Genomic DNA, 14,486 nt, shown 5'->3' with positions numbered 1-14,486 from the left:
CTCGGTGATGTTCGAGCTGCGAGTGCTTGATGGGCTGCATCAAGGCGCTGCGTTGCCATTGTTTGGGGAGCAGTGGAGCATCGGTGCACACGCCGATGCTGACTTGGTGCTGAACGACCCGGGCATCGCCGAGCAGCATGCGCGGCTGCGACTCATCGACTCGAACTGGTCGGTGCAGGCTGAAGCGGGGCTTTTGCAGGATGCCGATGGTCAGATGTTGTCACAGATCGCACGCCTGGCGCTCAACGTCACGTTTTTGGTCGGCAGTGTGCGGCTGTGTGTGACCTTGGCCGATGAACCCTGGCCCCAGGCGCCCGCCCCCGTAGCGACAGCGTCGCCACGGGTCAATGAGCCTGCACGGGCGCTTAAGTTATCGGCCATCTCGCATTCGCAGCAGAAGCGTCTGATTACGCTGGTGCTGGTGGTGACGGTCATCTTTGTTGTGGTGGGCATGGCGTCCACCGGGAAGCCCGAGGCCATGGCTTCCTTGATGCCGCCTGTGGTGCAGAAACAGGAACTGGCCTCACCGTTTGAGGTACGCCAGCAGTTGTTGAAGATGCTCCGCGAACGGGAATTGAGCCAGCGAGTCGGTTTGCAAGTGATCAATGGGCAGGTCGCGCTCAGTGGGGACGTCTCACAGGATGAAGTGGACCTGGTCGCGCGCATGCTCAGCCGCTTTGGCGCGCAGTTCGACAGCGCGGTGCCGGTGATCAGCCGTGTGCGCGTACGCGATGGGACGTTGCCGTTCAAGATCGTACAGATCGTAGGTGGGCCCAATGGTCATGTGGTCCTGGAGGAGGGCAGTCGACTTTTTGTCGGGGATGAGGTGGACGGCCTGCGCCTAGTGTTGATCGACAACAGCAAGGTGGTCTTCGATGGCGTGCAGCGTTATGAGGTGCGCTGGTGAGCGCGGAACTGCAAGCACGCCTCGACGCCTGGCAGCAGCGCCAGGCCCAGTCGTTGGCCACTTTTGCGCCTGTGACGATGCGAGGTCGCATTCAGCGAGTCAATGGCATGTTGCTGCAGTGCCGGCTGCCTCAGGCGCATATCGGTGATTTGTGTCGGGTGGAGAAAAAACCTGGCGACTACATGTTGGCCGAGATCATTGGTTTTGATCAGCAAGATGCCGTGCTCAGTGCCTTGGGCAACCTGGAAGGGGTGCGGGTGGGCGCTGGCGTGGAGCGTCTTGGTGTAGCGCATCGGGTCCAGGTCAGCGACGCATTGCTGGGCCAGGTGCTGGATGGTTTCGGGCGGCCGATCACGGGAGAAGGCCCCAGTGCGTTTGTCGAGGCCGACTTGCCGGACACGAGTGCGGTGTTGTGTGAGGCGCCGTTGCCCACCGAGCGCCCGCGGATCAACCGCGCGCTGGCCACCGGGGTGCGCTCTATCGATGGCCTGCTGACGCTGGGCGAGGGTCAGCGCGTGGGTCTGTTCGCGGGGGCGGGCTGCGGCAAGACCACCCTGTTGGCCGAGATCGCCCGTAACGTTGAGTGCGATGTCATCGTGTTCGGTCTGATCGGCGAGCGGGGTCGGGAGCTGCGTGAGTTCCTCGATCATGAGCTCGATGAGCAACTGCGTTCCAAAGCAGTACTGGTGTGTGCCACGTCCGATCGTTCCAGCATGGAGCGCGCCCGTGCGGCCTTCACGGCGACTGCATTGGCTGAAGGGTATCGGCGCAAGGGGCTTCGCGTGTTGCTGCTGATCGACTCCCTGACCCGATTCGCCAGGGCCCAGCGCGAAATTGGCCTGGCCGCCGGCGAGCCCCTCGGTCGTGGCGGCCTGCCGCCTTCGGTGTACAGCCTGTTGCCGCGGCTGGTGGAGCGCGCCGGGTTGACGCGTGAAGGGGTGATCACGGCGATCTATACCGTGTTGATCGAGCAAGACTCCATGAACGACCCGGTGGCTGATGAGGTTCGCTCGCTGCTCGACGGTCATATCGTGCTGTCCCGCAAGTTGGCCGAGCGCGGGCACTACCCCGCAGTGGATGTGCTGGCGAGCCTGTCGCGGATCTTGAGTAACGTCGCCGAGGCTGCGGATATCCAGGCGGGTACGGCGTTGCGGCGTTTGTTGTCGGCCTATCAGCAAATCGAACTGATGCTCAAGCTAGGTGAATACCAACCTGGCAGCGATGCCTTGACTGATCTGGCGGTGGACAGTCGCCAGGCGGTCGACAATTTCTTGCGCCAGGACTTGCGTGAGCCTGCACCGATGGAGGGGACGCTGGCGCAACTCAAGGAGCTGACGGCCTATGTCCCTTTCTGATGTGTTGCTCGGTGAAGTCGAGACGTTGCGGCGCCTGCGTCGGCACCGGGCAGACCGGGCCGAACGTGCCTTGCGTGAGGCCAAGCGAGCCCAGCAGGCTCTGCTCGCGCATATCCAGCAGGCCCAGGATGCGCTTGAGCAAACCCGGCAGGAGGAGGCCCTGCAAAGTGCTCAGTTACTCAGCCAGCACCAGGGGCAGGTACTGACCCTGCAGGCCCTGAAATCCTGGGGAACCCAGGAGCGCTCCTTGTCGGCCAGCACCCGACGAGACATGGGGCAGTTGGAAGCCTTGCGGGGCCAGCGGGAAGAAAAGCAGACCCGCGTTGGCAGTGCCCAGAAACAGGTCACGGAATGCCTGCGGCAGGTGGAAAAACTTCAGGAGTTATCCCTTTTACTGGCGCAGGAGCCGATATGACCCAGGTTTCAGATAAACCCGCAGAACGCCCGCAGCTGCGGGAAACACGCGAGGCGCGAGAGTCGGGAATTGCAGGCGTAGTGCCCGCGGAGTTGACGCGGTTATTCGCCCAGTTTTGGGCCGATGACGGTGACGGCTCGGGTGCGGGAACTTCTCTGTCGGGAACGAAGGGCGTGGAGGGTGCAGCCATGATCGAGGCGCTTGCCGAACAACTGGCACCTCGTCTGCAGGCCGCTTCGCAGTGGCCGCTTCAGGCAGTGTTGTACCTGCCTCGCCTGGGGCGGATCAACGCCAGTGTGCGTCGCGAGCAGGGTGCTTGGAGTATCGACCTGGACGCGGAGGAAGAGGCTACTGCGCGTTGGCTCAGCGGCGTGCGGCAACAGGTTGAGGGCCGGTTTACGCAAATGCTGGGGCGGCCAGCCAGCGTGTTAATGGCCAATGTCGGCTTCGCATGATGGTGCCGCTGCTGACACTCCCTTTGGTCAACGGCGATACGGTTGCCGCCCGGCGTCGACTGGGACGTGGGCTGTTCCTGGCGTTTGAGGTGGCGGGGCAGGGCGGTCAGTTGCGGCTTGAGCCTGGACGTGCGCCCGCGGGTGGCGAGGCTGTGTGCTTTGAAACCGTGTGTGGTGTGCTGGCGCTCGCCGAGGCAGGACCGTTGCTTAGCCTGCTGGGTGAATGCCCGGTGACGCTGGCCCCGTCCGGTAATGATCCGGATTCGTGGTTCTGGGCGGTGTTCCAGCATCACCTGAGTCCTCAGGTGAGAGCGCTGTTCGGCTTTGTGCGATTGCTGGAGATCGATCGACCCACAGCGTTTGGCTGCCGACTCAGTGTGACCCTGGGGAAATCTCGGGTCGAGGGGTATGTGTGGCTGAGCGCCTTGAGCTTCCTGGCGTTGTGCGATGCCGGGCCATGGCGTGCTACGGCGGTGCCGATGCCCGCCTCGTTTCGATTGGCCATTGCGGTGACCGTTGGACGTCTGCAGTTACCGATCGCGCAGGCACGCAGCCTGAGGCCCGGTGATGTGCTGGTGCTTGAACAGATCTTTTTTCTAGCCCAGGGCAGTGGCTATTTACAGGTTGGTACCCAGCGACTGCGCGGTTGTATCGACGATGACACTGGACCGTTGCGCCTGACCCTAACTTCAATTGAGGACACGTCTGTGGACGAGGATTTCATAGCCCCCCACTACTCAGGGGAAGAGGAGGATGCACCCGTCATGGATGTATTCGGCCACGAACCGTTCGATGAGCTGAGCATGGCGCTGAACGTACGCTGCGGCACGCTGAACCTTACCCTGGGTGAGTTACGCAACCTCTCGCCCGGCGCGGTTTTGGGTATTGCCGGTTACGCGCCGGGCATGGCTGGCCTCTATTACGGGGACCGGCCTATAGGTCAGGGGCAGTTGGTGGAAATTGACGGCCGCCTGGGCTTGCAGTTGTCCCGCGTGATGTTCGGTCAATGACATTTCAGGGGGTAGACCCCCTCATCCTGGCGATATTCGTTGCTGCGTTGTCGTTGATGCCGATGCTGTTGATCATCTGCACATCGTTCTTGAAGATTGTCATTGTGTTGATGATCACCCGCAATGCCATCGGTGTGCAGCAAGTGCCGCCGAGCATGGCCATCAATGGCATAGCGTTGGCGGCCACCCTGTTCATCATGGCGCCGGTTGGCTACGCGATCGCCGAGCGCCTCAAGGTTTCCCCCCTGGACACGTCCAACGTGCAATTGTTTCTGCAGACAGGGCGTGAGGCCATCCAACCGTTGAGTGCCTTCATGCTGCGCAACGTGGACCCGGATGTGCTGACTCATCTGCTGGAAAATACCGCACGCCTTTGGCCGGCGAAAATGGCCCAAGAGGTACAACGCGAGGACCTGATCCTGTTGATCCCGGCGTTTGTCCTGTCGCAACTGCAGGCGGGGTTCGAGATCGGCTTTTTGATCTACATCCCCTTTATCGTCATCGATCTTATTGTCTCCAACCTGCTGCTGGCGCTGGGTATGCAAATGGTTTCGCCGATGACTATTTCCCTGCCGCTCAAACTGTTGTTGTTCGTGATGGTGTCCGGTTGGTCGCGTCTGCTCGACAGCCTGTTCCTTTCCTATCTCTGAGGGGCTTATGGAACCGATTGTGTTGTTCAAGCAGGGCATGCTGCTGGTGGTCGTACTGACGGCACCGCCGTTGATTGTGGCGGTGGTGGTGGGTGTGTTGACATCGCTGGTACAGGCGCTGATGCAGATACAGGACCAGACGCTGCCCTTCGGTATCAAATTAGTGGCGGTGGGTATCACCTTGATCATGACCGGGCGCTGGATCGGCGTGGAGTTGATCCAACTGATCAATCTGGCCTTCGACATGATCGGCCGCTCGGCCCTGAACTGAGGTAGCGCCTGTGCTGCTGTACCTGGAGTATCTGCCCAGCTTGCTCATCGGCATGGCGCGTATTTATCCCTGCGCCATTCTGGTGGCAGCGTTCTGTTTTCAACATATTCGCGGCAGGCTCCGCGGCACTATTGTGATGGTCCTGGCGCTGCTGCCCGCGCCGGGTATTCACGCGGCGCTGGAGGGGCACGACTATTCGGCGCTCATACTCGGTGGGCTGGTGCTCAAGGAAATTGCCCTGGGATTGTTGCTGGGGGTGCTGCTGTCGATGCCGTTCTGGATGTTCGAGGCAGTGGGAGCGTTGCTGGATAACCAGCGCGGAGCCTTGGCCGGTGGCCAGCTCAACCCTTCGTTGGGGCCGGATGCCACCCCGATGGGGCATTTGTTCAAGCAATTGGCCATTTTTCTTCTGATGACCACCCTGGGGTTGGGCGCGCTGACCCAGGTGATCTGGGACAGCTACCTGATCTGGCCTCCCACGGTGTGGTTCCCGCTACCGGCGGCGAATGGAATGAGCCTGTTTGTCGATCTGCTGGGCGATACCTTTACACACATGATGCTCTACGCAGCGCCTTTTATTGCGGTACTGCTGTTGCTGGAGTTTGGTATCGCGCTGCTGGGGGTCTACAGCCAACAGTTACAAGTGAGCACGCTTGCGCCACCGGTCAAATGCCTGGCAGGTATCGGTATTTTGTTGCTGTACTTTGCACTGCTGCAGGACCTGATCGTCGGGCGCATGAGCCTGCTGGGCGACTTGAAACACTCACTCGGTCTCTTGATAAAGGTCGCCACCCCATGAGTGATTCCGGCGAAAAAAAACACCCTGCCTCAGCCAAAAAACTGCGTGACCAACGCAAGAAAGGCCAGGTTGCCCAAAGCCAGGATGTCGCAAAGTTACTGGTGCTGACCGCCATCAGTGAGATTGCCTTGTTCACCGCCGAGACCAGCCTGCAACGCTTCCAGCAATTGATGATCTTGCCGATGTCACGCCTGACGCAGCCCTTTGCGCGAGCACTGGAAGAGGTGCTGTCCGAGGGTTTGGTGGTGTTTTTCTCATTCGCCCTGTTGATGGTCGGGGTTGCGATTGCCGCCAAGCTCATCAGCAGTTGGATGCAGTTCGGGTTGCTGTTCGCTCCGGAGACCCTGAAGCTGGATTTCAACCGCCTCAACCCGATCAGCCAAATCAAGCAAATGTTCTCAGCCCAGCAATTGATGAACCTATTGATGAGCGTTGCGAAAGCATTTCTTATTGCTTTGATTTTGTATGTGGTGATCCGGCCCTCATTGGGCACGCTGATTAACTTGGCCAACACGGATTTGCAAAGTTATATCCTGGCGTTGATTGCGCTGTTTCGTCACCTGCTGCATGCCTGCCTCGGCGTGCTGCTGGTGCTGGCGCTTATCGACCTGGTAATGGTCAAGCACTTCTTTGCCAAGCGCATGCGCATGACCCAAGTGGAGGTCGTCAAAGAGTACAAGGACATGGAAGGTGACCCTCACGTAAAAGGGCAGCGACGTGCACTGGCGCATCAGATGGCTCAGGAAGAACCCAAGGTCAAGCTGCCCAAGCTGGAAGAGGCCGATATGCTGGTGGTCAACCCGACTCACTTTGCCGTGGCCCTTTACTACCGGCCCGGTAAAACGGCGCTGCCCCTGCTGGTGAGCAAGGGCACAGATGGCGAAGCGCGCAAATTGATCCGGCGCGCCAAGGCGGCCGATGTGCCGGTAATCCAGTGTGTGTGGCTGGCCCGCACGCTCTACACGAAAAAACTGGGAGCCAGCATTCCCCGCGAAACCTTGCAGGCTGTGGCGCTGATTTACCGCACCTTGCGCGAACTCGATGATGAAGCCAAGCGCGAAACTCTGGAACTGCCGGAACTCGAGCAGCGTTAATCATCTGTCCAAGGCTTGCAGATTGGCCAGCGACAGCATCCGGCTGAGGACCCTGTCGAGGGTGCTGTTCGTTGCCGGCAATGCATGCCAGATCACCAAATGGCCTTTGGCGTCGAGGTAGATAAAACAGCCATCGAACGCCACCGCCTGTTCAAAACGTCGCTCCAACGCTCGCTGCAATTGCCCGGGCTGCAACGTTTCGCGAGCGACTTGCAGGGCCAGCCCTGGGCGATTTCCGGCGGGCAGTGAGCACACCTTGATACCGGGCGCGAGTGACAAGTGAGCAGCAGCGCCGCTCACCAGGTTGTCCAGAAATACCTGGCGTTTGTCGTCGGGCATTTCTTGGGTCCTCATCGTTCCAGCGACACAGTCTGGTAATCCGCCCGCTCACCGGCGGGGCCAGGTTCGACGCGCATCTGCGGCGGCCACCAGATCACCATCTTGTCCTTGGTCGATTGCGGGCGTGAGCACGAATCACCTTTGCAGGTGGGCGTACAGCCGGTGATGAGCAGCGCTGCGCCGATCAGGGTCATGCACAAAAGTCTGAGTTTCATGGCGTAGCCTTTTTATCGGAAGTGATCAAGGACGGACGGGGCACACTGACATGTTCATCCTTCAACGCGGGGCGCATGGCGATAAATACCTCGGCTTCTTCACCTGGCTTGAGCCAGGCGCGTGGCCACACGGTGACCCCGAGGGTCTGCGAGTTGCTGCATTCCTTTTCATCGATACGCACATTGCGCTTGAACTGGTTGCGCAACACCACGACCGCCACGTTGTATTCCGGTCCGGCGTACCACTGGCTGCGTTCGGTATTCAATGCCAGCAAGTCTCGGGTGCTGCACAAGGTGTTCAGCCCCAGAGGCATCGGTGCCGGGTTGAACGCCTTGGGCACCTCCCCGCTAACGAGGCGTGCCAGGGTGCTGATGATGTCACTGCGTTTGATCACCGGCTCATGAGGGGAATAGCGCCTGGCCAGTGGTGTGAGAGCGGCTTGTAACTCGCCCTGGTCGGCTTGCGGCAAGTAGCGTGACGGGTCGTCCTGGTCGCCGATGACGCGTGGTGTGAGGATAAACAAGCGCTCACGCCGATTATTCTGGCGTTCGGTCGAGGAAAACAGCGCCTTGCCCAACAGTGGAATATCCCCCAGCAGGGGGATCTTTTTTTGCCTGTCAGAACTTTCAGTGACGTGGAAACCGCCGACCACCAGCGAACGTTTTTCTTCCATCACAGCTTGTGTGCTGACCTTGCCCCGGCGCACATCCAAGTGATTGGGGTCGGGGTTGGTCTCGTCGAAATTGCCATCCTCAATATCCACTGCCAAATGGATTTGGTGAACGCCGCGGCTGGTGGTGACCCTGGGCACGACCTGAAAGCTGGTGCCCACGGTGACCGGTAAGATAGTTGCGTATTCGCTGCCGGGGGTCAGGTATTGGGTGCGGTTGAAGTCAATCACCGCAGGTTGGTTTTCTAGGGTGAGCACCGAGGGGTTTGAGACCATGGTTGCCAGCCCTTTGGCTTCCAGCGCGCGGATATCTGCGTAGAAGCGATCACGGTTCTCGATCGATAACTGCGACGAGGTACCGGGTGCCATGTTCGCGCCACCCCGGAAACGACTGTTCTGGAAGCCCCAGGTCACCCCGAATTCGCGCAACTGCGTGCGCTCGATATCCAGAATGATCGCATCGATTTCGATCAGCTTGCGCGCGACGTCAAGTTGCGTGATCAACTCACGGTACATGGCCTGGCGTTCCGGCAAGTCATAGATCAGCACCGCGTTGTTGCGCAGGTCGGCTTCGACGCGTATCCGGCTGTTGGAGACCGGCGCGCGCGGGGTCAATGCGGGGGCTGCGTCGAACTGCCCGCTATTGCCATTTGCACCGAGCATTTGGCCTAGCAATGGGTTGCCCAGCCGAGGGACGTTAGGGGTGAGCGGGGCAGGCTGGGACGTCGGGCGCCGGCTCAGTCCAGTGAGCGCAGAGGCAGAACGTGGTTCCAGCAGCCCCCGCAGAATAGTGGCGACGCCAGGTACGATGAGCTTCTCACCGCGATAATCCACGTGACGGTCTGCCGCACTGGCAAACTTCAGCGGGTAACTCAGCACGCTCTGCTTCTCATCCGGCGAGCGGCGCTGACTGCTGAACTGCTTGATCTGATCGATATAGCGCTTGGGGCCGGAGACGAGTACCACACCGTCTTCCGGCAACTCGCCCCAACCGAAACGGCTGTCGAGCAATCCGATATCGGTCAGCGCCTGCTTGAGGTCGGCAATCGTTTCTGAGGAGACTTCCAGGCGCGCGGACTCCTGCTGGTCCAGCGTACTGATGAAGAGGGTGTTGTTGTAGAGGTACCACTGAAAACGGTGCTCGACGCCCAGCCTGTCCAGCATCGATTGCGGGGTATTCGCGCGGATCTTGCCGTTGACGTCGCCTTCGAGCAGGCCCTCGATTTGCAGTTGCGTGCCGAAGGTCTGGGCGAAGTCTTCGAGCACTTCCCGTAAGGGTTTGTGTTCAGCTTCATAGGCGTAGGCGGTGTTTTTCCATTCGGCGGGGATGGCGGCAAGGCTGTTGTGCACCGGGGCCAGCAAGCAGGCAAATGCGACCAGGCATCGCCAGTCAGGCCGTTTGCAAGGAATTTCAGGCGGGTTGAGGCGCAAGCTGCTGCGCTTGAGGAGATTGTTATACATAAAAGCTTCCCTATCTAGTGCTGCAACGAGCGTAGCGACGTAGGTTTGAACGGATGGACCGGCTTGTTCAGGCGCGCGACAGTGGCGCGCCAGGTATCGCGTTGGTTGAGCAGGGACTCGATACAGCGCTGCAGATGCTGTGCGTCGTGTCTGTCGTGCACGCAATGAATCAGCCAGAGGTCACCCCTCACTGGAGACTGAGCGAGAGCACCCCGAAAATGTGCCAGGCTGACCGCTCCGAGTCGCATCCAGGTCATCAGCGTTGATTTATTGGGGGGGGATTGGGTCAATTGGACGCTTAGCAACAGAGTGGTCGAACAGAGACGCAGGACAACTTCGTCATCATTCTCGAATAATCTGAATTCCCCAGTGCCACGACTCAAATACTCGGCAAGTAACGCTTCCAATTTACTGTGCGCTGTCCAGGCCGGATTTGAGTAGCATGAACTGCACGCGGGTCTGCTCGTTCAGTGCATATTCAGATTTGCGATGGTGAGTGATGAGGTCGAAAAAAAATTCCATATCTTCCGCAGACCCGGAGTTGTTTTCTAGTGCGTAAGTGAGGTCTCGTTTAACGTGGCGTGCATCACTTAAGAGTTTGCTTTTAAAACCGTCGAAATAATTCATGGGATTTCCTCTAGGCGTACATCCCTTTTTGGTAAATATTTCAAATTGGTTCCATGGGACTCGGGTTTTATTTCATGAAATGTATTCATTCGTCTTATTTCAAAGGGCCGTCATCATTTTTCATGAGGGTGTTGACCATGGAGATCCAGTCAATGCGGAAGTCGCCCTCTTCGGTATTCAATAGGAGCATTTGCGGTTCGATCGAATTTTCTGCGCGCAGCGTCCAGTGATTATTACCGCCGCTGTCCAGGCATCGCCTTACAGTCTCAAGTTCATGTGGGTTGCACACCAGTGTTGCTTTGATTGCGGGAACGTGGCATGCCACCAGTTGCTTGATAAGGGCGGCAATGCGGTGTGGGGCGGGCGTTTCTTCAAGGAGCAAATAGATAGCCTGGTTGGCAATCGACGTAGCGTGTCGTTCGAGGCTGTCACATAACGCCTGACGCTCGACTTCCCAACGTTGAAGTTGGGTATTCACACGCTGCCATATTTCCAGGCCGGCTTTTTCGAGCAAGGCTTCACGTTGTTCGTGTGCCTCTCGAAGTAATTGCCTAGCCGCTGCCTTCGCCTGTTCCACCACGTCACCGGCCAGGGTGTAACTTGCGAGTGCTTCGCACGAGACCAGGCTTCCCGGGACGGGAGGTGTTGCGCCAAGCGAGTCGATTTTGCGTCGGCATAACATCATTGATCTCCCTGTTCCCATGAATCAAAAGCGTCACTGTTGCCGTTCGTGCCCATCCGCCATACCACCGCATGCCAGAGGGTATCGAGACGGCTATGAGAGCCGTTGAGCGTCAGTGTTTTTTCTTCCAGGTCAAGGACGCGTCGGCGAGGAAAGCGCAGCCTGATTCGTTGCCAGGTAGCAGGGCTGATCCAGACGCGTAGTAATTGCAACGGATCGTTATTGGGCTGCAGGATATCAACGGGCAACGCTTTGGACAGACTGTTACACCACTGGTGATGGTGCTTATCCAGTGCCGTTGCGTAGGTAGGACGGTAGATGCCGTCGATCAGGGCGAGGCCCAGATCCAGTTGTTTCATTGAAGCAACTGCCAATTGAAGTACTGTGGGGTCAGGTACTGGAGGCAGGCAGGGGGCAACGCCGTAATGTGTACCCGTGACTACCTGCCGACTGCGATGAAGCTCCACAAGCGCGGCGTATTTTTTTATCGTTTTCCAGTCTTCATGCGCATGTAACCATGGGGCTGCCCACCATTGGGCCCATACAAGATTACTCATTGTTTGAATGCGCCGGCAGGTCATGGGATGGCCCATGTGTTTGAGCCGGTAATACAGAGTCGTGCAGGACTTGTTGGGTTCGCTTATGCCAGAACACGCCTGCCGATATCAAAAGCACTATGGCAAGCAGCGTGACAGTCACTAGGGTTTGCCAAAAAAAGATGTCATCTCCAGGAACCAGAAACGGCCCAAAGTAGGCCAGCCGCTGTGGGTCCAGATAAGCTGTCGCGGGCACGAAGACGACTGTCAGTTTTTGCGGGTTGTCGACTGCTACGGCCATACCCGGAATGCTACTTGCAACCATCCTGCGAACACGCGCCCTGATTTTGTCCGGGTCAAGCCGCGGGTCATGTTTAATGAACACGGAGGCGGAGGCGGGTTGTACCGGCTCCCCCGGAGCAACACGCTCCGGCAATACCACATGTACGCGGGCTACGACAACGCCGTCAATGTTCGATAAAGTTGTTTCCAACTCTTGGGATAATGCGTAGATGTAGCGGGCTCTTTCTTCCAGCGGCGTTGAAATCACGCCTTCTTTACGAAAGGTGTCGCCCAGCGTAGCGCGTGCTGCTCGAGGGAGCCCGACGGCCTCGAGTGTTCGTACGGCACGCGCCATGTCGGATGCATTGACAACCACAATGACGCCATCTTTTTCGGGGACTTTCGTGGCGCGAATATGTTTGTCTGCCAGTTCTGCTACGACTTCATTGGCCTCCTGTTCAGTGAGTTGGCGATGAAGCTCGACACGTTCACTGCAGGCATTCAATAGGAATGAGAAAAACAGGATGAATGCGATATATAGCGGGCGGTTCATTTTAACCTACTGGAGGTTGCTGATTTTATCGATACATTGGGCCGTCTTGCCGACGCTCTTCGTCAACAGGTGCGTCAGTAGCAAGGCGTCGGAAAGCTGACTTGGATATTTTCTAGCCTCGTCGAGTTTGTTTGTGCCGCTGAGTGCGCGCAAACTCTTGGTCATGCGATCAGTGACGGAAGTTAGCGTGTCGGCGGCGTCGGCAAACAGGGTGGGTGGATTGAAATGACTGACCGCCATGTTCGGGAATGAAGAGGGAGTCAAGGCCGAGTTGAAAAAGTTCACATCTGTACTTGAGGCGTGCACGTCGTCTGTTCTGGAGACACCAGACAGTCTGATTTCAGCAGGATTTATAACGTTTATCATCATGGAGCCCCGCCGCTGAGTGGTATAGATTTGCAGTGTTTAGTGGGAATAGCAAAGTTCACTTGATGGCCTCTCCGCAGAGGTATGTCGGAAAGGCCAAGGTGCTATCGTTTAATTACAAGCGCAGGGCGTCAACGGCTGATTTGATACCGCTGGTATTAGCATTTTCTGCCGCTTTGAATGCGTTTTTTACGCCATCCGCCCGTTTTTTTGCTTCTGAGGCTTCAAGGCCTGCGTCGGCATCTTGAGCAGACATGCTGCTGTTATTGCCGAAACCGCCCGAATAAGGTGAAAAGGATGAGCTGCCAGGAATAGCCATGTTGTTTCTCCTTGTATAACGTTAGTTTTACTGGATTCAGCGATACTTTAAGACGGGGTTATCACCGCAATGCTGTTCCACTATTTATGTGGTTCAAGAGATGTATGCGTTCCCTGCGGCACTGGAAGGTATGTTTCAAAAAATGTGCTACTTTTTGCCCGGCGCACGTTCAAGGCATTCTCAGTTCAGTGATACGCCTAGATGCTTCATTCGGTGGTAGAGCGTTCTTTTGGCAACACCCAGCTCATTCGCCACACTGTCGACACAGTGGCTGTTTTGACGAAGCGACTCCTCAATCAGCGACTTCTCCATCTGATGCAAGCGTGTCTTCAGGCTCATGTCTAGTTCCTGGCGGATCATCACTGTAGTAGAGAGCGGTGGCAGGCCGAGTACGAAGCGCTTCGCCGTGGAGCGTAGCTCGCGGACATTGCCTCTCCAGGAGTGGCACAGCAACTGCTGTAACAGCTGGTTACTGGGAGGGGGAGGGGGATGGCATTTGAAGTGATCAGCCTCCTGCTCAATCATCTCAAGGAACATAGGTATGATCCGCCCTGGCTGATCCCGCAACGTTGGGAGGTGGATACCTACGACATTCAAGCGAAAGTATAGGTCGCGACGGAAGGTACCTTGCTCGACCATGTCGTGCAGGGCGTGTTGGGCTGATGCAATCACGCGCATGTCTACTGGGATGAATCGGGTAGAGCCTAAACGTTCCACCCCACGGGATTCCAATACGCGTAAAAGTTTTGCTTGCAGCGTCAGCGGCATGCTGTCGATTTCATCTAGGTATAAGGTGCCCAGATGGGCCGCTTCAATGAAGCCAGCCCGAGATTGCATGGCGCCCGTGTAGGCGCCACTGTTTACGCCGAATAGCTGGCTTTCGGCAAGGCTTTCCGGAATGGCAGCACAGTTGACCGCGACGAAGTTTCCTTTGCGGCGGGAGAGGTGGTGTATATGGTGCGCCAAGGTATCTTTACCAGTACCTGTTTCTCCCAGTAGCAGAATATCTACATCGAGAGCCGCTGTGCTATTTACCGTGGTTTCGATACTCGGGCAATCAGAAAAAGATATATCTGTTATAAGCCTATTCTGACTGAGCGTCGACATAGCGTTTTGCTCCAGTGTGGTGGCTGCTTTATGTGGGTATATCTCCATGTGCACTCAGTTAAACAGGATTTTTTTCTGATGTCATGATCCCGTCAGTGCATAACATCATGTTTAAGGCTTAAGCAGTGGGTGTTAAAAACTATCAAGGTTCTATTGGCTTGTTTATAAAAAATGGGTGTAAGAGAAGTCTTAAAATAATAAGGAATAGCTTTGGTGCGAGCGGTTTTTTTCGGTAAAAGGTGCGGTGTAGTGGTCTAATTTCCCCGGACACCTCGATAGGTGGAGAATGCATCTATCGAGGAGTTTTTCATGACTGGCAAACGCAGGACATTCGACGACAGCTTCAAGCTGCAAGTCGTAAAAATGATCAAG

The 14,486-nt window shown here is 57.3% G+C and carries 19 protein-coding genes; 9 read left to right on the top strand and 10 right to left on the bottom strand.

Annotation, left to right across the window (positions count from 1 at the left end; all coding sequences use genetic code 11):
* Positions 1 to 7 precede the first annotated feature (7 nt).
* Genes AACY52_RS21595 through sctU form a run of 9 tightly spaced genes read left to right on the top strand, consistent with a single transcriptional unit; the run spans position 8 to position 6,956 of the window.
* Entirely contained in the window at positions 8 to 907 is a 900-nt protein-coding gene (locus AACY52_RS21595) for an FHA domain-containing protein (protein ID WP_339419632.1), read from the top strand.
* Complete coding sequence (locus AACY52_RS21590; RefSeq protein WP_339560768.1) at positions 904 to 2,262, top strand: FliI/YscN family ATPase; 1,359 nt, start codon at positions 904 to 906, stop codon at positions 2,260 to 2,262. Before AACY52_RS21595 ends, AACY52_RS21590 begins: the two co-directional genes overlap by 4 nt.
* Complete coding sequence (locus tag AACY52_RS21585; RefSeq protein WP_065879669.1) at positions 2,249 to 2,677, top strand: YscO family type III secretion system apparatus protein; 429 nt, start codon at positions 2,249 to 2,251, stop codon at positions 2,675 to 2,677. The genes AACY52_RS21590 and AACY52_RS21585 overlap by 14 nt, the downstream gene beginning before the upstream one ends.
* Positions 2,674 to 3,132, top strand: coding sequence for a type III secretion system HrpP C-terminal domain-containing protein (locus AACY52_RS21580; RefSeq protein WP_339419627.1), 459 nt, complete (start codon positions 2,674 to 2,676; stop codon positions 3,130 to 3,132). The genes AACY52_RS21585 and AACY52_RS21580 overlap by 4 nt, the downstream gene beginning before the upstream one ends.
* On the top strand, positions 3,129 to 4,142 hold the full coding sequence (locus AACY52_RS21575; protein ID WP_339419625.1) for a FliM/FliN family flagellar motor switch protein: 1,014 nt from the start codon (positions 3,129 to 3,131) through the stop codon (positions 4,140 to 4,142). Before AACY52_RS21580 ends, AACY52_RS21575 begins: the two co-directional genes overlap by 4 nt.
* On the top strand, positions 4,139 to 4,792 hold the full coding sequence (gene sctR / locus AACY52_RS21570) for a type III secretion system export apparatus subunit SctR (protein WP_339419623.1): 654 nt from the start codon (positions 4,139 to 4,141) through the stop codon (positions 4,790 to 4,792). The genes AACY52_RS21575 and sctR overlap by 4 nt, the downstream gene beginning before the upstream one ends.
* 7 nt (positions 4,793 to 4,799) lie before the next feature.
* Positions 4,800 to 5,063, top strand: a complete 264-nt coding sequence (sctS, locus tag AACY52_RS21565) for a type III secretion system export apparatus subunit SctS (protein WP_339419621.1) — start codon at positions 4,800 to 4,802, stop codon at positions 5,061 to 5,063.
* Positions 5,064 to 5,073: 10 nt separating this feature from the next.
* The gene (sctT, locus tag AACY52_RS21560; RefSeq protein ID WP_339427194.1) at positions 5,074 to 5,862 is read left to right on the top strand and encodes a type III secretion system export apparatus subunit SctT; all 789 of its coding nucleotides are present in this window, start codon (positions 5,074 to 5,076) and stop codon (positions 5,860 to 5,862) included.
* On the top strand, positions 5,859 to 6,956 hold the full coding sequence (gene sctU / locus AACY52_RS21555; protein ID WP_339419618.1) for a type III secretion system export apparatus subunit SctU: 1,098 nt from the start codon (positions 5,859 to 5,861) through the stop codon (positions 6,954 to 6,956). The genes sctT and sctU overlap by 4 nt, the downstream gene beginning before the upstream one ends.
* On the opposite strand, the gene AACY52_RS21550 is transcribed toward sctU, so the two are convergent.
* From AACY52_RS21550 to AACY52_RS21505, 10 genes are all read right to left on the bottom strand, one after another.
* Entirely contained in the window at positions 6,957 to 7,295 is a 339-nt protein-coding gene (locus AACY52_RS21550) for a transcriptional regulator (protein ID WP_339419617.1), read from the bottom strand. It lies immediately after the preceding gene.
* 11 nt (positions 7,296 to 7,306) lie between these two features.
* A complete protein-coding gene (hrpT, locus tag AACY52_RS21545; RefSeq protein WP_339419615.1) occupies positions 7,307 to 7,510 on the bottom strand; it encodes an HrpT family type III secretion system protein in 204 nt (67 codons plus the stop codon).
* Positions 7,507 to 9,642 (bottom strand): type III secretion system outer membrane ring subunit SctC, encoded by a 2,136-nt coding sequence (sctC, locus tag AACY52_RS21540; RefSeq protein WP_339419613.1) that lies wholly within the window; start codon positions 9,640 to 9,642, stop codon positions 7,507 to 7,509. Before sctC ends, hrpT begins: the two co-directional genes overlap by 4 nt.
* Positions 9,643 to 10,050: 408 nt before the next feature.
* Positions 10,051 to 10,269, bottom strand: a complete 219-nt coding sequence (locus AACY52_RS21535) for a hypothetical protein (protein ID WP_339419611.1) — start codon at positions 10,267 to 10,269, stop codon at positions 10,051 to 10,053.
* 94 nt (positions 10,270 to 10,363) lie between these two features.
* Entirely contained in the window at positions 10,364 to 10,951 is a 588-nt protein-coding gene (gene sctL / locus AACY52_RS21530; RefSeq protein WP_339427192.1) for a type III secretion system stator protein SctL, read from the bottom strand.
* On the bottom strand, positions 10,951 to 11,508 hold the full coding sequence (locus AACY52_RS21525; protein WP_339427191.1) for a type III secretion protein: 558 nt from the start codon (positions 11,506 to 11,508) through the stop codon (positions 10,951 to 10,953). Before AACY52_RS21525 ends, sctL begins: the two co-directional genes overlap by 1 nt.
* Complete coding sequence (sctJ, locus tag AACY52_RS21520) at positions 11,501 to 12,322, bottom strand: type III secretion system inner membrane ring lipoprotein SctJ (protein ID WP_339427190.1); 822 nt, start codon at positions 12,320 to 12,322, stop codon at positions 11,501 to 11,503. Before sctJ ends, AACY52_RS21525 begins: the two co-directional genes overlap by 8 nt.
* 6 nt (positions 12,323 to 12,328) lie before the next feature.
* Complete coding sequence (locus AACY52_RS21515) at positions 12,329 to 12,691, bottom strand: type III secretion apparatus protein RspB (RefSeq protein ID WP_339419606.1); 363 nt, start codon at positions 12,689 to 12,691, stop codon at positions 12,329 to 12,331.
* 112 nt (positions 12,692 to 12,803) lie between these two features.
* Complete coding sequence (locus AACY52_RS21510; protein WP_339419605.1) at positions 12,804 to 13,007, bottom strand: hypothetical protein; 204 nt, start codon at positions 13,005 to 13,007, stop codon at positions 12,804 to 12,806.
* 180 nt (positions 13,008 to 13,187) lie between these two features.
* On the bottom strand, positions 13,188 to 14,114 hold the full coding sequence (locus AACY52_RS21505) for a sigma 54-interacting transcriptional regulator (RefSeq protein ID WP_339419603.1): 927 nt from the start codon (positions 14,112 to 14,114) through the stop codon (positions 13,188 to 13,190).
* Between the last annotated feature and the right edge of the window lie 372 nt (positions 14,115 to 14,486).

This window comes from Pseudomonas sp. EA_65y_Pfl1_P113, from assembly GCF_963970525.1.
Lineage (GTDB): Bacteria > Pseudomonadota > Gammaproteobacteria > Pseudomonadales > Pseudomonadaceae > Aquipseudomonas > Aquipseudomonas tritici.
Note: the sequence above shows the minus strand (reverse complement) of the source record. Positions and strands in the feature narration are given on the sequence as shown.